Annotated in this window: 23 protein-coding genes; 10 read left to right on the plus strand and 13 right to left on the minus strand. The window is 57.4% G+C overall.

Going from position 1 to position 25,336, the window contains the following annotated elements:
- The first annotated feature begins 123 nt into the window (after positions 1–123).
- Positions 124–1,014: an AraC family transcriptional regulator gene (locus H573_RS0109440; RefSeq protein WP_027874050.1), complete on the plus strand. Its 891-nt coding sequence runs from the start codon at positions 124–126 to the stop codon at positions 1,012–1,014.
- Here the strand turns inward: H573_RS0109440 and H573_RS0109445 are convergent.
- From H573_RS0109445 to H573_RS0109455, 3 genes are read right to left on the minus strand one after another with little or no spacing between them, the layout of a single operon-like run.
- Complete coding sequence (locus H573_RS0109445; RefSeq protein WP_027874051.1) at positions 1,011–1,793, minus strand: PhzF family phenazine biosynthesis protein; 783 nt, start codon at positions 1,791–1,793, stop codon at positions 1,011–1,013. The genes H573_RS0109440 and H573_RS0109445 overlap by 4 nt on opposite strands.
- Positions 1,794–1,815: 22 nt before the next feature.
- Positions 1,816–2,541: a Sir2 family NAD+-dependent deacetylase gene (gene cobB, locus H573_RS17720; RefSeq protein WP_036256350.1), complete on the minus strand. Its 726-nt coding sequence runs from the start codon at positions 2,539–2,541 to the stop codon at positions 1,816–1,818.
- A complete protein-coding gene (locus tag H573_RS0109455) occupies positions 2,534–3,037 on the minus strand; it encodes a GNAT family N-acetyltransferase (RefSeq protein WP_027874052.1) in 504 nt (167 codons plus the stop codon). Before H573_RS0109455 ends, cobB begins: the two co-directional genes overlap by 8 nt.
- Before the next feature lie 119 nt (positions 3,038–3,156).
- Between H573_RS0109455 and H573_RS0109460 the strand changes: the two genes are divergently transcribed.
- A complete protein-coding gene (locus H573_RS0109460; protein ID WP_027874053.1) occupies positions 3,157–4,923 on the plus strand; it encodes an alpha/beta hydrolase in 1,767 nt (588 codons plus the stop codon).
- Between the two features lie 46 nt (positions 4,924–4,969).
- Here H573_RS0109460 and H573_RS0109465 read toward each other — a convergent pair whose 3' ends face one another.
- The 3 genes from H573_RS0109465 to H573_RS0109475 all read right to left on the minus strand — a co-directional run bounded on the left by H573_RS0109465 (position 4,970) and on the right by H573_RS0109475 (position 8,957).
- The gene (locus H573_RS0109465; RefSeq protein ID WP_027874054.1) at positions 4,970–5,158 is read right to left on the minus strand and encodes a DUF3094 family protein; all 189 of its coding nucleotides are present in this window, start codon (positions 5,156–5,158) and stop codon (positions 4,970–4,972) included.
- Between the two features lie 120 nt (positions 5,159–5,278).
- Positions 5,279–7,066 carry an acyl-CoA dehydrogenase C-terminal domain-containing protein gene (locus H573_RS0109470; RefSeq protein WP_027874055.1) on the minus strand — a complete coding sequence of 596 codons (1,788 nt, stop codon included), beginning with the start codon at positions 7,064–7,066 and terminating at the stop codon, positions 5,279–5,281.
- 103 nt (positions 7,067–7,169) lie between these two features.
- Positions 7,170–8,957 (minus strand): acyl-CoA dehydrogenase C-terminal domain-containing protein, encoded by a 1,788-nt coding sequence (locus tag H573_RS0109475; protein ID WP_027874056.1) that lies wholly within the window; start codon positions 8,955–8,957, stop codon positions 7,170–7,172.
- Between the two features lie 260 nt (positions 8,958–9,217).
- On the opposite strand from H573_RS0109475, the gene H573_RS0109485 reads away from it, so the two are divergent.
- On the plus strand, positions 9,218–9,640 hold the full coding sequence (locus H573_RS0109485; RefSeq protein ID WP_027874057.1) for a hypothetical protein: 423 nt from the start codon (positions 9,218–9,220) through the stop codon (positions 9,638–9,640).
- On the opposite strand, the gene bioD is transcribed toward H573_RS0109485, so the two are convergent.
- The 4 genes from bioD to bioB are packed head-to-tail and all read right to left on the minus strand — an operon-like array spanning position 9,632 to position 14,162.
- Positions 9,632–10,327: a dethiobiotin synthase gene (bioD, locus tag H573_RS0109490; protein WP_027874058.1), complete on the minus strand. Its 696-nt coding sequence runs from the start codon at positions 10,325–10,327 to the stop codon at positions 9,632–9,634. The genes H573_RS0109485 and bioD overlap by 9 nt on opposite strands.
- A 12-nt stretch (positions 10,328–10,339) precedes the next feature.
- Positions 10,340–11,905, minus strand: coding sequence for a malonyl-ACP O-methyltransferase BioC (gene bioC, locus H573_RS19320; protein WP_161624252.1), 1,566 nt, complete (start codon positions 11,903–11,905; stop codon positions 10,340–10,342).
- A complete protein-coding gene (gene bioF, locus H573_RS17725) occupies positions 11,902–13,107 on the minus strand; it encodes an 8-amino-7-oxononanoate synthase (protein WP_422730525.1) in 1,206 nt (401 codons plus the stop codon). Before bioF ends, bioC begins: the two co-directional genes overlap by 4 nt.
- Before the next feature lie 5 nt (positions 13,108–13,112).
- Positions 13,113–14,162: a biotin synthase BioB gene (bioB, locus tag H573_RS0109505; RefSeq protein WP_422730527.1), complete on the minus strand. Its 1,050-nt coding sequence runs from the start codon at positions 14,160–14,162 to the stop codon at positions 13,113–13,115.
- A gap of 88 nt (positions 14,163–14,250) precedes the next feature.
- Here bioB and H573_RS0109510 point away from each other — a divergent pair, with 88 nt between their 5' ends.
- The 5 genes from H573_RS0109510 (at position 14,251) to H573_RS0109530 (ending at position 19,412) form a co-directional block, all read left to right on the plus strand.
- Positions 14,251–14,970: a ComF family protein gene (locus tag H573_RS0109510; RefSeq protein WP_051171173.1), complete on the plus strand. Its 720-nt coding sequence runs from the start codon at positions 14,251–14,253 to the stop codon at positions 14,968–14,970.
- 18 nt (positions 14,971–14,988) lie between these two features.
- Positions 14,989–15,990, plus strand: a complete 1,002-nt coding sequence (locus H573_RS17730) for a serine/threonine protein kinase (RefSeq protein ID WP_036256357.1) — start codon at positions 14,989–14,991, stop codon at positions 15,988–15,990.
- Positions 15,991–16,161: 171 nt separating this feature from the next.
- Positions 16,162–16,620 (plus strand): (2Fe-2S)-binding protein, encoded by a 459-nt coding sequence (locus H573_RS0109520; RefSeq protein WP_027874062.1) that lies wholly within the window; start codon positions 16,162–16,164, stop codon positions 16,618–16,620.
- Between the two features lie 10 nt (positions 16,621–16,630).
- The gene (locus H573_RS0109525) at positions 16,631–18,862 is read left to right on the plus strand and encodes a xanthine dehydrogenase family protein molybdopterin-binding subunit (RefSeq protein ID WP_027874063.1); all 2,232 of its coding nucleotides are present in this window, start codon (positions 16,631–16,633) and stop codon (positions 18,860–18,862) included.
- Positions 18,863–18,875: 13 nt separating this feature from the next.
- Positions 18,876–19,412 (plus strand): hypothetical protein, encoded by a 537-nt coding sequence (locus tag H573_RS0109530; protein WP_027874064.1) that lies wholly within the window; start codon positions 18,876–18,878, stop codon positions 19,410–19,412.
- Positions 19,413–19,463: 51 nt separating this feature from the next.
- Here H573_RS0109530 and H573_RS0109535 read toward each other — a convergent pair whose 3' ends face one another.
- The 3 genes from H573_RS0109535 to H573_RS0109545 form a co-directional block, all read right to left on the minus strand.
- Positions 19,464–20,225, minus strand: a complete 762-nt coding sequence (locus H573_RS0109535; protein WP_027874065.1) for an ABC transporter permease — start codon at positions 20,223–20,225, stop codon at positions 19,464–19,466.
- Positions 20,222–21,178 carry an ABC transporter ATP-binding protein gene (locus H573_RS0109540; protein WP_027874066.1) on the minus strand — a complete coding sequence of 319 codons (957 nt, stop codon included), beginning with the start codon at positions 21,176–21,178 and terminating at the stop codon, positions 20,222–20,224. Before H573_RS0109540 ends, H573_RS0109535 begins: the two co-directional genes overlap by 4 nt.
- A 212-nt stretch (positions 21,179–21,390) precedes the next feature.
- Positions 21,391–22,032, minus strand: coding sequence for a TetR/AcrR family transcriptional regulator (locus H573_RS0109545; RefSeq protein WP_027874067.1), 642 nt, complete (start codon positions 22,030–22,032; stop codon positions 21,391–21,393).
- A gap of 111 nt (positions 22,033–22,143) precedes the next feature.
- Between H573_RS0109545 and H573_RS0109550 the strand changes: the two genes are divergently transcribed.
- Positions 22,144–24,159, plus strand: coding sequence for an NADPH-dependent 2,4-dienoyl-CoA reductase (locus H573_RS0109550; protein ID WP_027874068.1), 2,016 nt, complete (start codon positions 22,144–22,146; stop codon positions 24,157–24,159).
- Positions 24,160–24,212: 53 nt separating this feature from the next.
- Entirely contained in the window at positions 24,213–25,304 is a 1,092-nt protein-coding gene (locus H573_RS17735) for an MBL fold metallo-hydrolase (protein ID WP_051171175.1), read from the plus strand.
- The last annotated feature ends 32 nt before the right edge of the window (positions 25,305–25,336 follow it).

Consider the following 25,336-nt stretch of genomic DNA (forward strand, 5'->3'; position numbering starts at 1 on the left):
TAGGACGAAATTGTTAACAGGCCGCTATAAAACCACAGCTCAGCTGGCTTCTGGATTGACTATATTGGGCTATTGATGGACTATATTGCTACACCAAAGAACCACTCCGGCTAGGCCATAATTATGAGCATCACCTCTGACTGGCCCCTTCCCACCGATGGCGTGCGCTTCCTCACGCCGCAGCGCGTCGCCCAACAACTGGCCTCCCACCCACTGAGCGAAGCCTTGTACCCACTGGCTATGGGCTACTACCCCTATGCCCACGGCCACCGTATGGAACGGGATCAGCACGACAGCTTTCTTTTAATTTACTGTATTGATGGCAGTGGTGTTTTGCGCAGTGGCGAGCGCCAGTTCACCATTACCAGCGGGGATTTAATTTTGTTGCCCAAGGGCATGGCGCACCAGTACGCCGCCGACGACGACACGCCGTGGACCATTTACTGGCTGCACTTTGACGGCCGATTGGCCGACGACTTTTATCGCCACAGTCAGCTACACACCCCGCATATCCATATTGGCGTTCAACCTCGTGTGGTACGCATTTTTGATGGCCTGTCAGAGTTGCGACGCAGCGCCTATCAACTCGCCGAATTTATTCAGGGCTGTCACCAGTTACAGGCTCTACTGAGCTACATCGCCTTGCTGGTTCGCCAGCAACCCTCACGTGGCGGCAAACGCCTGGATTGGGAACATATTCGCGCGGTAATGCAGGAACATATTCACGGCCAGCTGAACCTAGAAACGCTCGCCGCCAGCGCCAACATGTCGAAGTATCACTTTATTAAAAAGTTTAAAGCCTGGAGCGGGCAGTCGCCGATTCAGTACTTTATTCACATGAAAATACAGCGCGCTTGCTACCTGCTGGACAGCACGGCAATGTCGGTGAAGGAAGTGGCGGCCACGCTGGGTTATGACGATATGTATTATTTTTCCCGGCTTTTTAAAAAAGTGCTGGGCATTGCACCCAGCGACTACCGGCGCCATCGAGGCGCGATTCCGCCACAAACTTAAATCATCAGTTCCCCGGCCAATACGGTGCGGGCACTACCCGACAAAACGACCCGATCGCCGTGTATGGCAATACCGACATTACCACCGCGCGCGGAGATTTGCCGCGCATTAAAGCTATCGCGAGCGAGCTTTTGCTGCCAGTAATGCGCCAACGCGCAATGCGCCGACCCTGTCACTGGGTCCTCGTCAATACCGACAGCCGGTGCGAAGAAGCGCGAGACAAAGTCATGCTGCTCGCCGCGAGCGGTAACGATTAAGCCCCTTACATTCAGGGCTGAGATAGCCACGCTGTCAGCCGTAAACTTCTCCACCGCACGCTGATCCGTCAGCTCTAGCAATAGATCTTCGCCTGCGGTTGCCGCCGCTACGGCACCAACGGTGAGGCTGGCAGGCCAGCCGTCAAAGCGACAGCTTTGCGTCACACACAAGGGAAAGTCCATCGATAGGCTGTCGCCGCAACGCTGCACGCGCAACTCGCCGCTCAGGGTGTCAAAACGTAAGGTTTCGGCGCCAATCTGACACTGTTCCCATAAGGCGTGCGCACAAGCCAGCGTTGCATGCCCGCAGAGGGACACCTCCGCTTTCGGGGTAAACCAGCGCAGACTCCAGCGCTCACCCTGGCTGTCCAGCGGCTGGAGAAATGCGGTTTCCGAGAGGTTAAATTCCGCGGCGATTTTTTGCAGGTTTTCGTCATCGAGTTGACGGTTTTGTAAAACGACAGCAGCCGGGTTACCGGAGAACGGCTGGTCACTGAAGGCATCGACAATAAAACTTTTCATGTGTTGTTTTCCTTGTAGCGCATTAGTCGTAAGCGCCATTGAGTATGTCTTCACAAAGTTGTGGCAACACTACACTGGCCAGGCCCTGGCGATGCTCGGCAAATTCACTGGCGGGGCTCGCTGGCTCGATATTAACCTCAATACTGTGCGCACCGGAACGGCGCGCCTCATGAACGAAGCCAGCGGCGGGATACACCTGCCCGGAGGTGCCTATGGCAATAAATAACTGGCACTGAGACAGCGCCCGCTGAATATCGTCCATATACAGCGGCATCTCGCCAAACCATACCACGTGGGGACGCAGTGTCTGCGGCAAATTACAGCATTCACAATGCTGTGATGGCAGCAGATCCTGCTGGATCTCAAAACACTGGCCGCTAGTGGCGCAGCGCATCTTCAACAGCTCGCCGTGCATGTGCAGCAGCTTATTTGAACCGGCCCGCTCGTGAAGGTTGTCGATATTTTGGGTGACTAACAGCAGGTCACCAGCAAAGTGTTTCTCCAACTCCGCCAGCGCAATGTGAGCAGGATTGGGCGCGATATCCGCTAACAATAATTGCTGACGGCGACGGTTGTAAAAGTCATGGACTCGCTCGGGGTTGCGCGCAAACCCTTCCGGGGTGGCCACGTCTTCAATGTGGTGTTCTTCCCAGAGGCCATCGGCCGCGCGAAAGGTCTGTATACCCGACTCGGCGGAAATGCCCGCGCCGGTTAATACAACAATTCGTGACAAGGTTTGGCTACTCATCTATGGCGCCCTCCAAAGGCTTCTCCATAAAGCGCGCGCTGCCGTACTCCGGCCGCAATTGGTAGTCGACAAAACCAAAGCGCTGATAGTTCTGTCGAGCAGCGGTATTGCCTTCCAATACCTCCAACGTCAGCTTGCAGCAACCGCGCCTCTGCGCCAGTGTTTGAATATGCTTCAGCATGGCCGAACACACGCCGCGCCGACGCCAGGCGGGGTGCACAATAATGTCGTGGATATTCAACAGCGGTTTGGCTTTGAAGGTAGAAAACCCCACAAAGGCATTGATCAGACCAATGGCTTGCTCACCGTCCCAGGCGATGACACTGACCGCTCCCGGCTGCTCGGCCAGCGCATCACACAAACCCGATACCACTTCTGGTGCCAGCGCGTCTGAACCACCCATCGGGTCTTTGGCGTAGCACTCCATCAACAACACGATAGCCTTACGATCACGCTCACTGTCGTAATCAGCTATTTCGCACAGCCAATCCCTCATTTCCTTCCCCTTATATCGACCCACGTCACGCCGCTAAGCTGTCACGTCATATTCACACTTCTAGCGGCCGCGGGCGTTCCGTATACTCCGTGTCATAAACACCAATAAAGAGAACCGTTATGCCCCAGAAACTCTTGCCTGTACTCGGCATCAGCGCCGCGCTTTTGCTTAGCGGCTGCGGTAGCAGTTCATCCTCGTCGACGACCAATAACGGCTCGCCAAGTGGTAACGGCGGTGTTGCTGAGGCAAAAACCTTCAGCGACCAGGCCATTACCGCCGACGACGGCGAAACCATCGCCTTTACCGCCTATACACCGGAGAACCCGAACGGCAAAGCCGTACCGTTGATTCTGCACGGTCACGGTTTTGGTCTTTCCCGCGCAAAAAATCTGGAAAACCCCAATCCACTGGAAGCGTTCACAACTAAAGATGTTTCCGGTGATGTGGCTCGCCAAGCGTGGCTGGACAAGGGCTACTATGTGATCAGCTTCGACCAGCGCGGCTTCGGTGACAGCACCGGGAAAATTAGTGTGATGGACCCCGATGTGGATTGCAAAAGCATTTCCTCCATCATCGACTGGGCGGAAACCAACCTGCCGAATTTGAAGCGCGACAATGGCGACCCGCTAATCGGCTCGGTCGGCCTGTCCTACGGCGGCGGCTTTCAAACCGTGTGTTCAAGCGTAGATAAACGCTTCGACGCCATTGTACCGCTGGCCACCTGGAGCCACCTGCCCTATAGCTTGTACGCAGACAGCAGTCCTAAAACCAGCTGGCTGGACATATTGGGCATTGCCTCGATGGGCAACCTGGAAGACTACCTGTGGCCAGCGTTTCTGCAGGCCAACTCCACCGGCAATATCGACCAGTCGGTTATCGACAAGCTCGCGGGGCACGGCCCCCTGTCCTACTGCCTGGGTGAGCGTAGCGACGGCGGCACCTTATCCAAAGCAGACGCGCTGTTTATTCAAGGCGCTAACGATATCTTGTTCAATGCCAACGAGGCTGTTGAAAATTACGAGTGCTGGACCGGGCAAGGCCGCGACACCCATTTGTTTGTGCAGCGCGAGGGGCATATTTTGCCACTGCTGCAAGATGCCGGTGAAATGATCCTGTTTGGCACTGACGAGACCCTGTACTGCGACGACCAGCAATTCGACACCACCACCATCGCGCTGGGTTTCCTCGCCAATAAACTGATGGGCGAACCGCAACAAGACCTGCCCGACGTGTGCTTCAGCCACGCGGCGTCTCAGCAGGGTCGCAGTTTCAGCAGCGTGGTTCGCGGTGGCACCACAACCCTACTGCCGGCCAGCCAAGTGATTCCCGGCGGTGCTGCCTACGTGATTAATCTCTTGCAGGCCCTGCCTCTGAGCACCTTGCTAGAGGTATTAGCGGGCTTACCCGGCGAAACCGCGGCCGTGCTTGAGGCGGTATTGGGCGGCTTACAGGACCCAGCCTCCATCGCCGATTCCCTCAATGACATCCTGAATTTGATTCCCGCTGAAGTGATCAATAAAACCCTCGCGGCGGGTCAGTTTATTCCGCTGATCACGGTAGACAGCGACGGCTTGCTGGCCGGCATCCCCACTGCCAACCTGCTATTGGAGGGCGGCAATGGTGACGGCAACCTGCTGTATATAGGCCTGGGTAAACGCCGTGGCGGCGACGCAGCGCTGGTTAACGACCAGGTACGACCCGTGCGCGGTATCGGCGCCAAGCAATTGGAGCTTGTCGGTGTGAACGAGGACTTACAGGTGGGCGATGAACTGGGACTGATGGTCTACGGCATTCACCCTTACTATTTATATCCTGCGGGCTTGGTGCAACCGCCTCTGCCGGTTAGCGTGAATGGCACGGTGCAGCTCCCCATTCACACTCAGTAAGGACTCAGCCGGGGGCATTGCGCCTCCGGCTTATAGAGGTGCGACGCTAACCGATACCCACAAACGTCGCCAGCCAAAGGCTCAACAGCGTCATTGAGGTGACCGACGCAGCGAGAATCAGCAGCAATTTAAACGGCTTAAAGGGCTTTCGCTCGACGTCGTTGTAGCCGGCCTTTAAATACTCGTCGACCTTTTGCTGGTCTTCGGGATACAGCTTATTGTGTTCGTTTTCCATCAATTACCGCCCCAATATAAAAACGTTGCCATAAAAAAAGGCGGCCCCATTATCACAGGATGCCGCCTTCAACTCCAGCCGTCGCCGAGCAGTGCCCGGCTGGCTGTGTAATACGCGCGATTAAACGAACGCTTCTTCCGCAATATCCATCAACGTGCTGCTACCGTTACGGATCGATGCGCTCAGTGCGCTGGCCTGTGGCAACAGGCGCTGAACGAAGAAGCGAGCGGTTTGCAGCTTGGCTTTGTCGAACTCTTCACCCTGCTGGCTTTCACCGCTGAGCACAGTGCGACACATCATTGCCCACATGTAGCTGAACATTGTGAAGCCCATTACGTGCAGGTATTCGTTCGCGGCTGCGCCAATCGCGTTGGCATCGCTGCCCGCTTGCTCAAGTACAAACTTGGTCAGCGACTCGAGATTGTCTACGGCGTCGTTCAGCGGGTTAAGGAATTCATCCATGCCCGCTACCGATGCTGAGTCGGCGCTGAAGGCGCGCATTTCAGCGATCAGTGCCTGAAGGTTTTTCGCGCCATTGGCGGCAACCTTACGACCCATCAGGTCCATCGCCTGGATGCCGTTGGTGCCTTCGTAGATTTGCGCAATGCGCACGTCACGCACCAGTTGCTCCATGCCCCACTCACGCACGTAGCCGTGGCCGCCGTAACACTGCTGACCCAGTACGGTACCCTCGAAGCCCTTGTCGGTCAGGAAGGCTTTCGCAACAGGCGTCAACAACTCAACCATGCCGGCAGCTGCCGCTTTGGCATCGCCGTCGCCAAATTTAGACACATCCAACTGCTTGCCCACGTACACAGCAAATGCGCGACCCGCTTCAACCAGTGCTTTCTGAGTGAGCAGCATGCGGCGAACATCGGGATGAACAACGATTGGATCGGCGGGGCCAGCTTGGTTAACAGGACCAGTCGGTGCGCGGCTTTGCAGACGCTCACGCGCGTATTCGCAAGACCACTGGTAGGCAGTTTGCGCGGCGCTCAGGCCCTGAATACCTACTGACAGGCGCTCGTAGTTCATCATGGTGAACATGCCTTGCAGGCCGCGGTTGATTTCACCAACGAGGTAGCCTTCGGCACCGTCGAAGTTCATCACACAGGTGGCCGACGCATTGATACCCATTTTGTGCTCGATGCTGCCGCAGTTCACGCCGTTGCGCTCGCCAAGGCTGCCGTCGTCATTCACTTTTACCTTGGGTACCAGGAACAGTGAAATACCTTTAGAACCTGCTGGAGCATCGGGCAGTTTTGCCAGCACCAGGTGGATAACGTTTTCGGTCAGATCGTGGTCACCACCAGTGATAAAGATCTTGGTACCAGTGATTTTGTAAGTGCCGTCAGCTTGTGGCTCGGCCTTGGTACGGATCATACCCAGGTCGGTACCCGCGTGGCTCTCTGTCAAACACATGGCGCCAGCCCACTGACCGGAGTACATGTTGGGCAGGTATTTTTCTTTAAGATCATCGGAGGCGTGGTTGTCGATGGCCAGTGCCGCGCCTGAGGTCAGGGTCAGGTAGAGGCCCATCGCGATGTTGGAGGAGTACAGCATTTCCTCGAACAACAGCACCAGCATCTTCGGCATGTTCTGGCCGCCGTAGTTCGGCTCACCCGCCAGACCACCCCAGCCGCCCTCGGCCAGTTGTTTGAACGCTTCCGGATACCCTTTGGGTGTGGTGACAACACCGTCGTCCCACTTCACACCCTCTTCATGGCCAGACTGGCTCAAAGGGGCGATCAGGTTTTCATTGATCTTGGCACTTTCTTCAAGGATCGCATCCGCCAGCTCGCGGTTAACTTCCTCGGTTCCCGGCATGTTTTGCCAAAGCTGCTCGGCCTTAAATACCTCGTGCAGGACAAACTGCATATCACGCAGCGGCGCTTTATATTCGGGCATATCTGATTCTCCACATTCTTTCGCGACGATCAGTCGCTATCCATAACGCAATGCACAAACGCCCACCGAAGGGTGGGCGTTGCTCGTTTGGGACCTTGCTAATTTAGAACGCAAATGCCTCTTCGGGCATCTCCATCAAACTGTCAGCGCCGTTGAGCATGGACAATTTGTGCGATTCAGTACGCGGCAGCAGGCGATCGTAATAGAACTTCGCAGTCTGCAGCTTGGCTTTCAGGAACTCGTCGTCGGCAGCACCGTCTGCGGCGGCAGCGGCCATGCGTGCCCACATGTAAGCCAGCGAGATGTAGCCAGAATACATCAGGTAGTCCACCGATGCAGCACCGACTTCGTCGGGGTTCTGCATGGCTTTCTCACCCAGCTTCATGGTGACTTCGCCCCACTCTTTGTTCAATTCAGCCAGCTTGCTGATGAACGGCTCCAGCTCGGGATTCGATGCATTCTCTTCACAGAACTTGTGAATGATCTTGGTGAAGACCATCAGCTGCTTGCCGCCAGTACCCATTACCTTGCGACCCAGCAGGTCGAGGGCCTGAATGCCGGTTGTGCCTTCGTACAGTGTGGAGATGCGCAGGTCGCGAACGATCTGTTCCATGCCCCACTCTGAGATGTAGCCGTGACCACCAAATACCTGCATACCGTAGTTGGCAGACTCCAGGCCCGTCTCGGTAACAAAGGCCTTGGCGATCGGCGTCAGCAGTTCAGACAGTTCTTCTGCATCTTTACGCGCTTGCTCGTCGCCGCTGAAGTAGAAAGTGTCGACCAGTTGCGCCACCCAGTAGATAAACGCACGGCTACCTTCAGCCAGTGCTTTCTGAGTCAGCAGCATACGGCGCACATCGGGGTGCACGATCAGCGGATCAGCGGGGCCTTCTGGGTTTTTCGGGCCGCTCAGTGAACGCATTTGCAGACGCTCGCGAGCGTACTCCAGCGCGCCTTGGAATGATGCTTCACCTGCAGACAAGCCCTGCAGAGCAGTACCCAGACGGGCAGAGTTCATCATGTGGAACATCGCCTGCAGACCGCGGTTCTCTTCGCCGACCAGGAAGCCCTTGGCGCCGTCGAAGTTCATCACACAAGTTGCAGAGGCTTTGATGCCCATTTTGTGCTCGATGCTGCCACAGCTCACGCCGTTGCGTTCGCCGATATTGTTGTCTGCATCAGGCAGGAATTTAGGTACCAGGAACAGGGAGATGCCCTTGGTTCCCGCTGGCGCACCGTCAATGCGGGCCAGTACCAAATGAATGATGTTTTCCATCATGTCGTGCTCGCCACCTGAGATAAAGATCTTGGTGCCAGTCACGTTGTAGCTACCATCGGCGTTGGCTTCGGCCTTGGTGCGCAGAATGCCCAGATCTGAACCGCAATGGGGCTCGGTCAGACACATAGTGCCGCCCCAGGTACCGTCGGTCATTTTAGGCAGGTATTCGTTTTGCAGGTCTTCGCTGGCGTAGTTTTCCAGCAGGCGCGCAGCCGACTGAGACAAGCCCGTGTACATACCCCACGCCCAGCACGCTGAGCTGACCATTTCGGTCACGACCAGGCCAAGCGAGTTGGGCAGGCCTTGGCCGCCAAAGCGGGCGTCAGCAGTCATCGACGGCCAACCACCTTCAGCAAATTGTTGGTAGGCTTCTTTAAAGCCGGTTGGCGTCTTTACGCCGCCTTCCGACCATACACAGCCTTCCTGATCGCCAACTTGGTTAAGCGGCGACAGAACATTTTCAGAAAATTTGGCGCCTTCAGAAAGGATGGCGTCCAGCAGATCCTCGCTCACTTCTTCACGGCCGGCCAGGCTCGCAAAATGCTCGTTTGCGTTGAGCACATTTTTGAGTACGAAATTGATATCGCGTAGTGGCGCTTTATATTGCGGCATGATGAAACCTCACGTTAGTTACTGCGAGCGATGAATCGCTGCAATGTTGACGGTGACAACTATATCGATTTATCTACGTTGCGCAAGGCCGAAAAGATCAAGAATTTTGTCACCACGGCCAATAAAAAACACACCTAATCTATAAAAAACAATCACTTAGCAAAATTTTCATTCGCAGCTACGGAGTTCTACGGATGTAGACAAAAAAACAGATCGGGCTAACTTTGACACTATGTAGAGGAAAACATAGACCAAAAACTATGATTTACCGCGCTCACGGCGATCATCAATTGCACTGGCAAGACGATATTGTTATCGCCAAACTCCACGGTAGCTGGAATGAGGAAGCAGCCACTGAATACGGCAAGGCGTTAAGACAGCAGGTGCAAGCACTGCAAGGACGCCCTTGGTGCCGCGTGATCGATCTCAATGACTATGAGCTCCATACGCCTGAAGTGGTGAAAGCTGGCCAGCGCTTTGCACGCTGGGCGGAGGAGAATGGCTGCATTTTCCACTGCTACATTTTCTCCAACCTTCTCCAACGAGAGACCGTGAAGCAGATGTTCAAGCCTGCGGGCCAGCAACACCGAAACACCGTCACTATAGATGAAGCGCCCACCGTCGAAGATGCCGTAGCAAAGTGTCGATTCGCACTCGCTCGCAGTGCCTGCAAATCAAGATAGCGGCAGCGCTGCCAAGTCGATAAACGGTGCCACATCCGCACCACTTGCGCCCTTGCCCAGGTGCGGCACCACCCCGAGACAAGGTGCGGGAAGCATCGCCTTCAAGGTTTCAAGGTTCTCGTCAAAACGGGCCATTTCCGGGTCTACTCGGTTTGCCACCCAGCCCGCCAGTGGCATGCCGTCGCTACGAATTGCCTCCGCGGTTAACAGTGCATGATTAATACAACCGAGCTTCATTCCCACCACCAGGACCACCGGTAAATTTAGCTCGATGACCAAGTCCGCCAGGGTCTCGCGCTGGTTTAACGGTACTCGCCAGCCACCGGCCCCCTCTACCAATAACAGGTCAGCGGGGCGCATCATCGCGCCGCGGCAATAGCCCGCCAATTGGGCAGCGCTCAAGCGCCGTCCAGCCCGCTCGGCAGCGATATGCGGGGCAATCGGCTCTGCAAAAACCACCGGATTTACCTGTTCGTAGCTCATCGACTCGGACATCGCCGACATCAACGCCAGCGCATCGTCGTTACGCAACTCGCCATCAACCGGTTCCGCCCCCGCCGCGACAGGCTTCAGCGCCAAGGTGCGCAAGCCCTGCTGCTTGGCGGCTTCGAGCAGACCACAGGCGATCAAGGTTTTGCCCGCATCGGTATCGGTACCAGCGATAAACAGCTTTTGGCGGCGCGTCATCAGGGTGCTCCTCTAGGGTTGTTTATCCAGCTCTAGGTACCACACCTGGTAACTGGCGGGCAGCCCGGCCGGTTGGCGAAATTTTTCGTAGGCCTGCTGCAGCGCTTGCAAGCGTTTGCGACTAGCCAGCCCCTGAGGGCGGTCGCGATTCACATTGCTGACCCCCAGCTGTTTGAGCTCTCGGGTTAGGGCGGTTACCGTCGGGTAATACAGCACCTCGGTAGCCTGCCGCCACTGCACCCGCAGCCCCGACGCGGCAATGGCCGTATCCAGCGCCTGCTGGGGGATAAAGCGGTTCACGTGGGCATAGCCATCAACGTTTTGCCACGCCTCGCGAAGCTCGAACAATGTCTCCGGGCCAAGGGTCGCGATAAAGGCTTTGCCGCCCGGCGCCAATACCCGATCAATCTCCGAAAACAGCGCCGATACATTTTCGCACCACTGCAAAGACAGGCTGGAAAACAGCAGGTCGACACTGGCATCGGCCAGCGGCAGGTCTTCGGCATCGCCACATACCCATTGCTGGCAGTCGTCAGAGTGATGCTCGCTGGCATAGGCAAGCATCCCCTCAGCCAGGTCGACCCCAACAAGCTGGGCATCGTTAAAACGCTGACGCAACGCCGGCAAGCTGTAGCCAGTGCCGCAGCCCAGATCGACCAGCGTTTGTGGCGCACGCTGGTGGGCAAGCAAGCTAAATAGTTCGTCCGCGACTCGGCGCTGCAAGGTCGCAGCACGGTCGTAACTGTTTGCCGCGCGGGAGAACGATCGCGCGACATCGCGCTTTTCAAAATGGCGCTCAATACTCGGTGGCGTCGCCTCAGCGATACAGTCTTTTTCAAAGCCGATGATGTCGCTAACAAACTGCTCCGGCTGCGACAAAAAAGGAATATGCCCTGCTCCGGCGTAACACAGGCTGCGCGCAGCAGGCACCGTTTTCGCCAGGGCAGCGGGCACCAGCACATCGTCACTGCCGTAGATATTCATCACCGGGCACGACAAGCCCGTGTAGGTCTCGCGCTGATCCAGCTCACGCAGGCAATCCAGCCCCCAGCGCAGCGCCTCCGGCGCCGCGTGGCACGGCGGTAACAGTCGACGCAACGCGCGTGCGCTGACATCGCCCTGCAATTGCAGGGTATTGAAACGCTTACGTGTTTTTTCCGGCTGCTCCAGCAGGCCAGTGTAGAACGCGGCAAAATCTTCGGCAGGCATGGCCAGCGGCCATTGCTCATTGGCAACAAAACGCAAATTGCTGGCAAGGCGAACCAAGCCGCTCACTCGCTCCGGTGCAGCGAGCGCCAGCTCGCCTGCCAGCAGCCCTCCCAGTGACCAGCCCACATATAAGGCGCGGGCGGGCAACTGCGCCAGCAGCGCCTGCACAACAGATTCAACCGACATATCGGCCAGTAGCGGGCTGCGACCACAACCAGGCAGGTCGATAATCGTCACCGAGAAATTCGCTCGCAGTGCCGGCAACAGCGGCCGCCAAATTTCACTGCAGCTACCCCAGCCGTGCAGCAGCACCAGCTCTGCAGAGGCGTCCGAGCTCGACGGCAGGCGCTCCCGGTAGAGTGCACTCACGAATGAAATTCCAGCAATTGCGGCGCCACATCCCAACATGCCGATTCCAGCGTCGTTAACAGCTTTTCAATGTCTTCCCGGCTATGCGCGGCGCTCAAGGTGATGCGCAGCCGCGCTGTACCGAGCGGCACGGTGGGGGGGCGAATCGCGGAAACCAATACGCCTCGGGCTTCCAACTCACGGCTGAGCGCCAGTGCCAAGGCATCGTCATTCACCATCAGCGGCTGAATCGCGGTTTGCGATGCCATTAGCGGCAGCCCCAGGCGCTTCGCTTCCGCCCGAAAAAAGTCGATGTGCTCAGCCAAGCGCTGCCGACGCCAGCCCTCACTTTGCAGGAGATCCAGCGATGCCAGCGTTGCCGCCGCGACTGCGGGGGGCATGGCGGTGGTGTAAATATAGGGGCGCGCAAACTGGATCAGGCTTTCGATCAGTGTGGCGCTTCCGGCAACGAAGGCGCCAAAGCTGCCCAGCGCCTTGCCGAGTGTGGCCATGAGCACCGGCAATTGCTGGGTATCCAGGCCGAGCATTTCAGCCGTTCCTGCACCGCGCTCGCCCAGTACACCAAAGCCGTGAGCGTCGTCGGCCATCAGCCACGCATTGTGCCCGCGAGCCAGGTCGGCCATCTCAGCCAGAGGGGCCAGATCGCCGTCCATGCTGTAAACCGCGTCTACCGCTATCAGGCGCTGACCAGTATGGGGAAGTTTTTTTAGTCGGCGCTCAAGATCCGCCGTATCACTGTGTTGAAAGCGCTGCATTTTTGCGCCGCTCAGCAGCCCACCGTCCAGCAGTGAGGCGTGATTCAACCTATCTTCTAGCAGGTGGTCACCGCGCTGCATCAAGCCAGCAATGAGGCCCAAATTCGCCATGTAGCCAGTGGAAAAAAGCAGCGCGCGCTCCCGGCCGGTAAATTCGGCAAGGCGCTCCTCCAGCTCGTGGTGCAGGCTGGAGTGTCCACAGATCAAGTGCGATGCACCACCGCCCACGCCAAAGTCTTTGGCGGCAGCCTGCATGGCTTCAATGAGCTTGGGATGGCCGGCGTGTCCGAGATAGTCATTACTGCAGAACTGCAGCATAGTGCGGCCGTTGAGCTGGATGCGCGCATCTTGCGCACTCCCCAGCTCTCGGCGGTGTCGATACAAGGACTGCTCGCGACGCTCCGCCAGCCGCTGCTGTAGGTGCAGCTCCATGGTTGGCGTTGTCACCGCGTTTATGCTGTTGCGTCGTAGAAAAATTTGTCGTTGCGCGCTTTTTCCACCTCACCCAGCAGAGCCGCTTCCGTCGCCTCATCGTCGGCCGCAGCGCAGCGCTGCTCGGGTTTGATACCGAGGCGCTCGAACAACTGCAGATCCTTGTTGGCTTCGGGGTTTGGCGTGGTAAGCAGCTTCTCGCCGTAGAAAATGGAGTTGGCACCAGCAAAATACGCCAGGGCATGCATTTGCTCGTTCATCTCTTCACGCCCCGCCGACAGGCGCACGTGGGACTTGGGCATAAGGATACGCGCCACCGCGATGGTGCGAATAAAATCGAAAGGGTCCAGATCAACTTCTTCAGCCAGGGGCGTCCCTTCCACGCGCACCAACATATTAATGGGCACACTCTCTGGGTGCTCCGGCAGGTTAGCCAGCTGGATAAGCAGGCCGGCGCGGTCTTTCACAGACTCGCCCATGCCAACGATTCCTCCGCTGCACACTTTAATGCCCGCGTCGCGCACATTTGCCAGGGTGTTCAGGCGGTCGCCGTAGGTGCGCGTGGTGATAATTTCACCGTAGTACTCCGGCGAGGTATCGAGGTTGTGGTTGTAGTAATCCAGACCCGCCTCAGCCAGTTCCTGGGCCTGCTCACCGCTGAGCATCCCGAGGGTCATGCAGGTTTCCAGCCCCATCTCTTTCACGCCCTTCACCATAGCGGTCACGTAGGGCATGTCCTTTTTCTTAGGTGAGCGCCACGCCGCCCCCATGCAGAACCGGGTCGAACCCTGCGCCTTGGCAGCCCGTGCCTCTTCCAGCACTTTCTCCACTTCCATTAGCTTTTCTTTTTCCAAGCCAGTGTCGTAGCGGTTGCTCTGCGGGCAGTATTTGCAGTCTTCCGGGCAAGCGCCTGTTTTGATCGACAGCAGCGTGCTCACCTGGACGCTATTGGCATCAAAATTCGCGCGATGAACGCTTTGCGCTTGAAACAGCAGGTCGTTAAAGGGTTGTTCAAACAGGGCTTGAACTTCCTCAGGGCTCCAGTCGTGACGAATTGAAGGCGCTTCCATACTGCTCATATCTGACAATCTCTAGGGGCTTATCGAAAGGCTATAATGATACAGGCAGCCCCTTCACTGTCAACCAACGCAGGATGCCATGGTTTACAAGTCGATTCGCGCCTCACTGCAACTCCTCTTGCCACCCCAGTGCCTGCTGTGCCTGGATCACAGCGGCACTTCAAACGAGATCTGCCCTGCCTGTCGCGCTACGCTGCCCTGGCTAGGCCACCATTGCCGACGCTGCGCGCTGCCGCTCGCCACGACGACTGCCGAGCTATGCGGTCGCTGCCTGCAACGCGCGCCGCGCTTTCAGCAATGCCTGTGTGCGCTGAATTACCGCTTTCCGGTCGACAGCCTGCTTGCCGACTTTAAACATCACGCCAAGCCGCCCAGCGGCCGCCTGTTGGCGCAACTTTGGCTAGAGCGCTGCTCGGTCGCTGCAGCCGAGCCGCTACCCGATGCGCTCGTGCCCGTGCCACTGCATTGGCGGCGACGCTGGCAACGCCGCTACAACCAGTCGCTGCTTATCAGCCAATTTTGGGGAAACACGCTGGCGATTCCGGTCGCGGATCTGCTTCGCCGCCAGCATGCAACACCACCACAGCAGGGACTAACGGCGGCAGAGCGCCGCCGCAACATGAAAAATGCCTTCGGCGTCGTTCACCCAGAACGCATTCGCGGCAAGCACCTAGCGCTGGTAGACGATGTACTGACCACAGGCACGACAGCCAATGCGGCGGCCGCTATACTGCTGCGCGCCGGCGCAACGCGAGTAGACGTCTGGTGCCTGGCCCGGACTCCCGCGCCCGGCCAATGACTCGCCAACGGGAATACCATGAAGGCCAACGACAATACCGACCAGCAAAACTTTGCCGCTCTCGACCCCGACCGCGTTATTGACGCCGTCGAGTCGCTGGGGTTTGTCAGCGACCTACGCGTCTTCCCACTAAACAGTTACGAGAACCGAGTTTATCAGTTCGGCATCGAAGACGCCGAGCCTCTCGTGGTTAAGTTTTATCGCCCGCAGCGCTGGAGCAACGCCCAAATCAGCGAGGAACATCACTTCACGCAGCAGCTTTATGATGCAGACATCCCAGTGATCCCGCCCTGGCAAAACGACGATGGGCAGAGTCTGTTCGAACACGAAGGCTATCGCTTCGCGCTTTACCCCCGCCGCGGCGGTCACGCCCCGGCGCTGGATGACATGGAAAACCTGTTTCAGCTGGGGCGCCTGTTTGGCCGCCTTCACCTAGTCGGCGAAACAGAGGACTTCCAGCATCGCCCGACCCTGACCCCGCAGACCTTTGGCGAACGCAGCAGTCACTACCTGCTGGAAAATGACTTTATTCCGGGCAGCCTGCGCCAGGCTTACGAAAGCCTGGCCCGCGACTTATTGGCGTTAATTGAACAGCGTTTTAGCGACTGCCAAGCGCGCAATATTCGCTGCCACGGCGACGGCCACGTTGGCAATATATTGTGGCGCGACGGTGATACCCAGCTGGTCGATTTTGACGACAGTCGTATGGCGCCTGCGATTCAAGATCTGTGGATGTTTCTCTCCGGCAACACAGATGCTCGCCAAAAAGCGCTGATGGAGCTGGTCGAAGGCTACGAGGAATTTCGCAGCTTCGACAGCCGCGAATTAGTGCTGGTGGAGGCCCTGCGCGGGCTGCGCATCATGCACCACGCGGCGTGGCTAGCGCGGCGCTGGAGCGACCCGGCCTTTCCCCGCGCCTTCCCCTGGTTTAATACCGAGCGCTATTGGGGCGAGCACATACTGATGCTGCGCGAGCAGCTGGCACTGGTTCAGGAACCCGCCCTCAGGCTGAGTATGTAAATTTTTTTACCGCGTGATCCGAAGCAGATTAACGTTCGTAAAGATACGGGTTTACACTATCGCGGCAACGTCGCTGGACTGTGCGCTAGGTGCAAGCGCAGCGCGATCAAACACTCTACAATTGCCAAAGCACTCCACCGTTCCACACATAATAAGAGTGCAGGAGAAGTCATGTTTACAATCCGAGTAAATGGTGAAGATCACACCGTTGACGTACCCGCAGACAAACCCCTGCTATGGGTTTTGCGCGAAGATTTAAAGCTCACGGGCAGCAAGTACGGCTGCGGACAAGCCCTGTGTGGCGCCTGTACTGTTCATGTTGACGACCAGCCCACCCGTTCCTGCGTAATGCCAATTAGCGCCGCAGAGGGCCACAACATCACCACCGTGGAAGCGATTGACCAACAACAGATAGGTCGGCTGGTTCAACAGGCCTGGCAAGAACTAAACGTTCCCCAATGCGGGTACTGCCAGTCCGGGCAAGTGATGGCGGCCACCGCCTTACTCACGGAAAACCGCTCGCCCAGCGACCGCGATATCGACGAAGCCATGTCTGGCAACATCTGCCGCTGCGGCACCTATGCCCGCATTCGCAAAGCCATTCACAAGATCGCAGACGAACAACTGTAAGGGGGCGCGCATGAGCACTTCAGGATTTACCCGCAGACAGTTTTTACGCGTCAGCGCTCTCGCAGGTGGCGGCTTACTCGTTGCCTGTGGAGGCGGTGGTGGTGGCGGTGGCGGCTCCAACCCGAATAACCCCCAGCCCCCCGGCAATGGCGGCCCCAGTGATGCAGAGCAGTTTACTGTTAGTGAGTTTATGCGCATTGGCAGCGACGGCCGCATACATATATTGGTGGGCGCCTCAGAAATTGGCCAAGGCGCGCTGACATCGATGCCAATGATCGTCGCCGAGGAACTCGACGCCGACTGGGACCTTGTAACTGCCGAACATTCACCTGTCGCGGCACGCTTCAACAATCCGTACTTTGGCGGCCTGCTGCAATTCACGGTTGCCAGTGCCACCACACGTGGCTATTTCGACAATCAACGCCAAGTGGGTGCAGCGGTCAGGCAAATGCTGGTCAACGCCGCCGCCGAGCGCTGGCAGGTTTCCGCAGACAGCTTGCGCACAGAGCGCGGCGTGGTCTACGACGATCTCAATGGCCGCAGTGCCAGCTACGGCGAACTCGCCGAATCGGCGGCCAACCAACCAGTACCCAGTAACCCGCCGCTAAAAGACCCGGCAAGCTATCGCATTATTGGCCAGTCCAAGCAGCGCAAAGACGCCGCTGAAAAGGTCAACGGCACGCACCTCTACGGTATCGACGTCGACATTCCCGACATGCTTACGGCGGTGATTGCCCGCCCGCCACGCTTTTTTGGTCAGGCGCTGAGTGTCGACAGTAATGCCGCTATGGCGGTGCCCGGTGTGCGCGAAGTGCATACCATTCCCTCCGGCGTGGCCGTGGTCGCCGACGACTACTGGTCTGCGGAGAAAGGCCGCCAAGCCCTTGAAGTCAGCTGGAATGAGCTGTTGGCCGGACGCACAGATTCCAATGACACGCGCGACGAGTACAGCTTTAAGCTCAACTTACCCGGCGTGCCGATTCGTGTTGACGGTTTGGTTCCCGTGGCCCAACTCGCCGCAGCGGAAAATCGCAGCGCCGATTATTTCTTTCCCTTCCAGGCCCACGCGGCAATGGAGCCACTGAATGTTACCGTGGACTACACCGGCAGCAAGGCCGACATCTGGACGGGCAGCCAATCACCAACGCTGGATAAAACCTTTGCGTCGCTGATTCTCGGCTTACTTCCCAACCAGATCACGTTCCATACCATGTCCTCTGGCGGCGGTTTTGGTCGCCGCGGCAACCCGCTGGCTGACTACGTACGCGACGCCTGCCATGTGGCGAAGGCAAGCCAAAAACCCGTGAAGGTGATGTGGACCCGCGAAGACGACATGAAGGGCGGCTACTACCGCCCCGCCGCGGCCGTGCGCGTCGGCGCCTCGATGGACAATCAGGGTAATATCACTGCCTGGACGCACCGCGCGGTCACCCAGGATGTCACGGCATCACTGTATGCCGAGGAACTGCTCGACACCCTCGCGGAGGGTCAGTTGCCGCCGTTTAAGGAGTTAACAGACCTTGAGACCGGCATGCCCTACGACATCGACAATGTGTTGATGGACGCCCACCTGACACTCAAGCCGCAGATGCCGTCACTGTGGATGCGCTCGGTGAACAAATTCACCGACGTATTTGCTCAGGAGACCTTTATTGACGATATTGCCGTCAGCTACAGCCGCGACCCCTATCAATATCGACGCGGCATGCTCGCTAGTAAGCCCCGCCTATTAGCGGTATTGGACGCCGCCGCGCAAGCAGCAAACTGGGGCAGCACAGGTGGCGGTCGCAGCCAGGGGATCGCCGTACTGAACCACTGGATGAGCTACGTCGCTCAAGTTGTGGAACTTAGCGTATCCGACGATAAAGTCATTACCCTTCACCGAATTGTCAGCGCGATAGATGTGGGCACGGCCATCAATCCTGACTTGGTAGTGGCCCAGGTTGAGTCCGCGGTAATCTTTGCGCTGACCAGCGTTTTTTACGGCGAGATCGAATTGCAGGACGGCGTGGTTCAGCAGAGCAATTTCGATGACTACAAAATGCTGCGCATGTTCCAAGTGCCGCAAATTGATACCGTCGTATTGCCGAGCAATGAGTCGCCGGGCGGTGTTGGCGAATTGGGCGTACCGGCCCTCGGTCCGGCGCTGGCAAATGCTATTTTTGCGGCAACCGGCGAGAAAATTCGCGAATTACCCCTTAAAAACCTCGGCTACACCCTAGCCGAACAACACCCCGCATAACAGGAGCCGGAGCATGCTATTACTACGCAACTATTGGCTCGGCTTGAGCGCGGCGCTGGCCCTACTGGTCAGCGGCGGTGCTCTGGCGCAGTCACCGCTATTTACACCGATCTACGAGGTGCTTACCCACCCGCGGTGTTTGAACTGCCATACCTTGACCGACTTCCCGCGCCAAGGCGACGAACGCCGCCGCCACGACCAGCTGGTTATGCGCGGCGAAGATAATCACGGCGCGCCGACACTCCAGTGTTCAGCCTGTCACCAGGAACAAAACGTGGCGGAAGACAAAGTGCCAGGTGCGCCGCACTGGGGCCTGGCGCCACTGAGCATGGGCTGGGAAGGTATGGGGCCGCAAGAACTCTGCACGGTGCTGAAAGACCAGAGCAAAAATGGCGGTAAAGACCTGCAAGCCCTGCTCAAGCACATGGAGGAGGACCCTCTGGTGCTGTGGGGATTTGACCCCGGCGAGGGCCGGACGCTCCCGCCCGTGGACCACACGCGCTTTGTTGAACTATTGGAACAGTGGGTGAACGCAGGCGGCCCCTGTTAAGCCACACACCCTCACAGTGTGACTGCCGGGTTTGTCGCGGCAGTCACACCGTCATTGCTTAAGCCGATAACCGCTGCGAAACATCCAGGTAATCAAGGCCAGACATAACAGCAAAAAGAATACAGTCATCCCCAGGCTGACACCGACGTTCACGTCGGCAACGTCGTAAAAACTCCAGCGAAAACCACTGATCAGGTAGACCACCGGATTGGCCAAGGTAATGGTCTGCCACAGCGGAGGCAACATGCTGATTGAATAAAAGCTGCCGCCCAAAAACGCCAGCGGCGTCACGATCAGCATCGGCACTATCTGCAACTTCTCAAAGCCGTCGGCCCACACGCCAATAATGAAACCGAATAAACTGAAGGTCACCGCGGTCAACACCAGAAAACCCAGCATCCAAAATGGGTGGGCGATACTGTAGTCGACAAAAAGGCGGGCCGTTGCCAACATAATTAAACCGATGATAATCGACTTACTTGCCGCCGCCCCGACATAGCCCAATAGAATCTCTGGCAGGGCGACGGGGGCTGACAACAACTCGTAGATGGTGCCGTTATATTTGGGGAAGAAAATGCCAAACGCGGCATTGGAGATGCTCTCTGTCAGCAGCGCCAACATCACCAACCCAGGAATAATAAACGCGCCGTAGCTGATGCCGTCGATCGCGACCATTTTCGAGCCGATTGCCGAGCCGAATACCACAAAATATAGCGAGGTCGAAATCACCGGCGACGCGATACTTTGCAGCAGCGTCCGCCAGGCTCGGTTCATTTCAAACAAATAGATTGCGCGCACTGCGTGAAAATTCACTGCTCCACCTCCACCGTGGCTGACGGCTGATCACTGTCGGCAACCAGGCTGACAAAAATTTCCTCCAGCGAGCGCTGGGTTGAATGCAGGTCTTTGTAATCGATGCCGTGCATTTCCAAATGACGAAACAACTCGGCGATGCCGGTGTGTTCGCTTTGGCTGTCGTAGTGGTATACCAGCTCGTGGCCATCGTCAGTCAGGCTCAGTGGGTAGCCCCCGAGATCGGCGGGCAACTCGCTAAGCGGTTGCTGCAATTGCAGGCGCAGCTGCTTTTGCCCGAGCTTTTCCATCAAGCGGTTCTTTTCTTCAACCAGCACAATTTCGCCGCGGCGAATAACGCCGATGCGATCGGCCATTTCCTCGGCCTCTTCAATGTAATGCGTGGTTAAAATGATGGTCACACCGCGCTCGCGCAGGCCGTGAACCATCTGCCACATATCGCGCCGCAGTTCGACATCCACCCCCGCTGTGGGCTCGTCGAGAAACAAAATTTCAGGCTCGTGAGACAGGGCCTTCGCAATCATTACTCGCCGCTTCATGCCGCCCGATAGCGCCATAATCCGCTCGTCTTTTTTATCCCACAGCGATAACTGGCGGAGTATTTGCTCGAGGTAAGCATCATTTTTCGGCTTACCGAACAAGCCGCGGCTGAAGGTCACCGTGGCCCATACGCTTTCAAAACCGTCGGTCGACAGCTCTTGAGGAACAAGGCCAATAAGCTGCCTGGCACGCCGATAATCGGAAACAATATTGAAGGCGCCGGCGTGAATCTGCCCAGCCGTGGCATTCACAATACCGCAGATAATACTGATCAAGGTGGTTTTACCGGCCCCGTTAGGGCCGAGTAACGCGAATATCTCGCCGCGCCGAATATCCAAATTGACGCCGCGCAGAGCTTGAAAGCCTGAGTCATAGACTTTGCTGACGTCTTTCACACTAATAACCGAGGACACAAATGCTCCTAATTTACCCGCCATGCGGCGAATCGTGCTCGCCACGAGGCCAAAACGCTCCTTTCACGGTATGCTCGGTACACGACTAGCGCCCAACACATCACAGAGGGCGCGGGTGGTATGCGCAGAAGCAAAGCCGGAAAGATGCGGGGTTATAAAACACTGAGGTTTTCACACGCTGAGCGAAAGTGTCGCCCAGCTTGGCGGCGCGTTCAACCGCTAGTGTTCAGCGGCCGACACTGTCGCCAAAACATGGCGGCGGCTGTGTTACACATTTCTTCTACGGTTGAGCTATCCAGATAGATACCATCGATCAGCAAGCGACTCATACCGTGCAATGTCGACCAGCTTAATTGCGCGTAGCGCAGTGGGTCGAAATTCGCGGCGAAAATACCGCCTGCCTGCAGCTGGCGAAAGTGGTCAACATACTCGCGAAATGCGGTGTAGGCCTCCGCTTTGAGGCTCGCCGTCAACGCCGCCGACTTCCATAGCTTGCCGCCAAACATCAGGTCGTAATACTCGGCGTTACTTACCGCAAAATTGACATAGCGACGTACAAAGGCCTGCAAACTGGCCTCGCTGAAGGTGTCGACATTCCATAGTTCGGCGTCCGAATTGACTTGCCGAAAACGGCGAAAGCCCTCTTCGGCAATACCGCAGAGCAAACTGTGCTTGTCGCTGAAGTGATGATACGGGGCGGTGCGAGAAACCCCCAACTCCTGCGCCAGACGCCGCATCGACAACCCTTCCTCGCCCTCCTCACGCAGTAGACGCGCGGCGACATCCAGTAGCTGCGCTCGCAGATCACCGTGATGGTAGGCGCCGGATGGCTTGTTAGCAGGGGCTTGGGACATGGCGGCAATATATCAGCCACCGCCGATAGCGTCCATCTTGACAGCGTCAACATTTGCCTCTAGCCTTAGAATCTGGACAGCGTCAAGTTACGTCAATGAGAGGACACCACCATGAGCGCCTACCCCATTTTAATGCAGCCCTTGGATCTGGGCTTTACTCAGTTGAAAAACCGAGTCCTGATGGGCTCCATGCACACCGGCCTGGAAGAAGCTGAAAATGGCTTCGAGCGCATGGCGGCGTTCTTTGCTGAGCGCGCTCGCGGCGGTGTCGCGCTGATCGTGACCGGCGGCTTTGGCCCCAACAAGCGCGCCTCGACCCACGAGCACACTAAGATGCTGGAAACCGAAGCGGATTGCGAAGGCCACCGCATTGTGACCGACGCCGTCCACGCGGAAGGCGGTAAGATCTGCATGCAAATCCTGCACACCGGTCGCTACGCGTTTAACGAAAACCCCATCGCGCCATCGGCGATTCGCGCACCGATCAATGTCTTTACCCCCAAAGCGGCGACCGAAGACGATATCGAACAGGAAATCCAAGACTTTGTTCGCACCGCGACCCTCGCTCAAAAGGCCGGCTACGACGGCGTTGAAATCATGGGTTCCGAGGGCTATTTCATAAACCAGTTCCTGGCCACTCGCACTAACCAACGCGACGACCAGTGGGGCGGTAGCTACGAAAACCGTATGCGCCTGGCTGTTGAAGTGGTACGCCGCGTACGCGAAGCCGTTGGCGAAGAATTTATTATTATTTATCGCCTGTCGATGCTGGACCTGGTTGAGGGCGGCAGCAGCTACGAAGAGGCCGTTGAGCTGGGCAAAGCCATTGAAAAGGCAGGTGCAACGCTGATCAATACTGGCATCGGCTGGCACGAAGCGCGCATCCCTACCATTGCCACTAAGGTACCGCGCGCCGCCTTCACCTGGGTAACCAAGCGTTTCCGCGAAGCGCTCAGCATTCCGGTGATCACCTCAAACCGAATTAACACCCCGGAAGTCGCAGAGCGGGTGCTGGCCGAAGGCGATGCCGACATGGTATCGATGGCCCGCCCCTTCCTTGCCGACCCCGAGTTTATCGTCAAGGCAGCCGAGGGTCGCAGTGACGAAATCAACACCTGCATTGGTTGTAACCAGGCTTGCCTCGATCACGTATTTACCGGCCGCATGACCAGCTGTTTGGTTAACCCGCGCGCCTGTCACGAAACCGAGCTGAATATCGCCGCGACAAACTCACCCAAGCGCCTGGCAGTGGTCGGCGCCGGCCCCGCTGGCTTGGCCTTTGCCTGCACCGCCGCCGAGCGCGGCCATAATGTGACGCTGTTCGATGCCGACCCGGTTATCGGCGGTCAGTTCAATATTGCCCGCAAAGTGCCGGGTAAAGAGGAGTTTTCGGAAACCCTGCGCTACTTCGGCCGCCGCCTGGAACTGGCTGGCGTTGAGCTGCAACTCGGCCAACGCGTGGACGCCAATATGCTGAACGACGGCGACTTCGACGAAGTGGTGCTGGCCACCGGTATTGTGCCGCGTACCCCCGCCATTCCCGGCATCGACCACCCCATGGTAATGAGCTACCTGGACGTACTGCGCGACGACAAACCCGTTGGCAAGAACGTCGCCATTATCGGCGCGGGCGGCATCGGTTTTGATGTTGCCGAAGCACTAACCCACAGCAGCGACGCCAGCCAGAACGTCGAAACCTTCATGAAGGAGTGGGGCGTTGATATGACGCTGCAGGCACGCGGTGGTATCGAGGGTGTAGCCGCTCAACCCTCGCCCTCACCCCGCCAGGTTCACCTGCTGCAACGTAAAACCAGCAAAGTGGGCAACGGCCTAGGCAAAACGACCGGCTGGATTCACCGCGCTGGCTTGCAGCATAAAGGCGTAAATATGATCGCTGGCTGTGAGTACCTCGGTATCGATGACGAGGGCCTGCGTATTCGCGTCGGTGACGAGGAGCAAACCTTAGCCGTCGACAACGTGATTGTCTGCGCCGGCCAAGAGCCTCGCCGCGAACTCTGCGACGGCTTGAACAAGCCCGTTCACCTGATCGGGGGCGCCGATGTCGCCACGGAGCTGGATGCCAAACGCGCCATCGACCAGGGCACTCGCCTCGCCGTCAGCCTGTAATCATCGCCTCGCCCCCCTTCCTGCGTATACTGCACAGGAAGGGGGAAAGCACGATGCTCACACAAAACCACACAGCGGGGCGCTATCAGCGCTGCGCTGTCGTGTTACTTATCAGCCTGACACTGGCAATCGTAAACCCCCTGCATGCCGAGACGGCAACGCCGGCTCATCATGGCGAGGGTGAATTCCGCAATCCTCATTGGCCAACGTTCAACAAGAGCCTCTGGGAATTACTTCGACTGCGCTTTTTCTCCGACTTAACCATTGCCGACCAAGCCTCTCAAAGCCACCGCATTCGCGTTGTCAGCGAGGTCGTCGATCTTCATATTTCCCCGTCAGCCCCCCTGCAAGTAACATGGTTAGGGCACTCCAGCTTTTTACTGCAATACCGGGGATTAGCCATTCTGACCGACCCTATTTTTTCTCGGCGCGCGTCGCCGGTGCAATGGCTCGGCCCGGAGCGTTTGGTTGCCCAACCCATTGGCCCATCACAGTTGCCACCGATTGATGTGGTGATTATCTCCCACGATCACTACGACCACTTAGATGAACGCAGCATTCGCGCACTGGGCAATCAGCCGGTTTACCTGGTACCACTCAAACTGGGTCAAACCCTGCGAGACTTCGATATCGCCGCGACAAGAATCGTCGAACGCGACTGGTGGCAAGCATTCAAAATTGGCCCCTTAGTAGTCACCGCCACGCCGGCGCAACATTGGTCAGGCAGAGGCGTTGCAGACCGCTTCAAAACACTGTGGGCCTCCTGGCACCTGCACATTGATGACCGACAACTATGGTTTGGCGGCGACACCGGCTACAACCCAGTACAGTTCAAAGCCATTGGCGAGCGCTTTCCCGGCATCGACTTGGCCCTGATACCCATTGGCGCCTATAAGCCGAGAAGTTTCTTAAAGGAGCAGCATGTAGACCCCGCCGAGGCGGTGCAGATTCATCGAGATATTGGTGCAGCGCAAAGTATCGGCATACACTGGGCAACCTTTCAGTTGTCGTCGGAAGATATCGACGCCCCGCAGCGCGACTTGCGCAGCGCAGTTAAAAACGTCGGCTTGCCAGCCAGCAGCTTCGACACCATGCAAATTGGCGAAACTCGACAGCTTATGCCGTCACAAATTATTCATCCATAATCGGCACACTGACACCTTTTACTCAGGTCATT

This window comes from Neomelitea salexigens DSM 19753, assembly GCF_000422345.1.
Classification (GTDB): domain Bacteria; phylum Pseudomonadota; class Gammaproteobacteria; order Pseudomonadales; family Spongiibacteraceae; genus Spongiibacter; species Spongiibacter marinus_A.

Excerpts from the sequence above, each read along its gene's own strand:
- H573_RS0109510 (WP_051171173.1), top strand. The coding sequence starts at position 14,251 with ATGGTTTACAAGTCGATTCGCGCCTCACTGCAACTCCTCTTGCCACCC.
- H573_RS0109440 (WP_027874050.1), top strand. The coding sequence starts at position 124 with ATGAGCATCACCTCTGACTGGCCCCTTCCCACCGATGGCGTGCGCTTC.
- bioB (WP_422730527.1), bottom strand. The coding sequence starts at position 14,162 with ATGGAAGCGCCTTCAATTCGTCACGACTGGAGCCCTGAGGAAGTTCAA.
- bioD (WP_027874058.1), bottom strand. The coding sequence starts at position 10,327 with ATGACGCGCCGCCAAAAGCTGTTTATCGCTGGTACCGATACCGATGCG.
- H573_RS0109460 (WP_027874053.1), top strand. The coding sequence starts at position 3,157 with ATGCCCCAGAAACTCTTGCCTGTACTCGGCATCAGCGCCGCGCTTTTG.
- cobB (WP_036256350.1), bottom strand. The coding sequence starts at position 2,541 with ATGAGTAGCCAAACCTTGTCACGAATTGTTGTATTAACCGGCGCGGGC.
- H573_RS0109470 (WP_027874055.1), bottom strand. The coding sequence starts at position 7,066 with ATGCCCGAATATAAAGCGCCGCTGCGTGATATGCAGTTTGTCCTGCAC.
- H573_RS17735 (WP_051171175.1), top strand. The coding sequence starts at position 24,213 with ATGCTCACACAAAACCACACAGCGGGGCGCTATCAGCGCTGCGCTGTC.
- H573_RS17730 (WP_036256357.1), top strand. The coding sequence starts at position 14,989 with ATGAAGGCCAACGACAATACCGACCAGCAAAACTTTGCCGCTCTCGAC.
- H573_RS0109525 (WP_027874063.1), top strand. The coding sequence starts at position 16,631 with ATGAGCACTTCAGGATTTACCCGCAGACAGTTTTTACGCGTCAGCGCT.
- H573_RS0109520 (WP_027874062.1), top strand. The coding sequence starts at position 16,162 with ATGTTTACAATCCGAGTAAATGGTGAAGATCACACCGTTGACGTACCC.
- H573_RS0109545 (WP_027874067.1), bottom strand. The coding sequence starts at position 22,032 with ATGTCCCAAGCCCCTGCTAACAAGCCATCCGGCGCCTACCATCACGGT.
- H573_RS0109475 (WP_027874056.1), bottom strand. The coding sequence starts at position 8,957 with ATGCCGCAATATAAAGCGCCACTACGCGATATCAATTTCGTACTCAAA.
- H573_RS0109445 (WP_027874051.1), bottom strand. The coding sequence starts at position 1,793 with ATGAAAAGTTTTATTGTCGATGCCTTCAGTGACCAGCCGTTCTCCGGT.
- H573_RS0109530 (WP_027874064.1), top strand. The coding sequence starts at position 18,876 with ATGCTATTACTACGCAACTATTGGCTCGGCTTGAGCGCGGCGCTGGCC.
- H573_RS0109550 (WP_027874068.1), top strand. The coding sequence starts at position 22,144 with ATGAGCGCCTACCCCATTTTAATGCAGCCCTTGGATCTGGGCTTTACT.
- H573_RS0109485 (WP_027874057.1), top strand. The coding sequence starts at position 9,218 with ATGATTTACCGCGCTCACGGCGATCATCAATTGCACTGGCAAGACGAT.
- H573_RS0109455 (WP_027874052.1), bottom strand. The coding sequence starts at position 3,037 with ATGAGGGATTGGCTGTGCGAAATAGCTGATTACGACAGTGAGCGTGAT.
- H573_RS0109465 (WP_027874054.1), bottom strand. The coding sequence starts at position 5,158 with ATGGAAAACGAACACAATAAGCTGTATCCCGAAGACCAGCAAAAGGTC.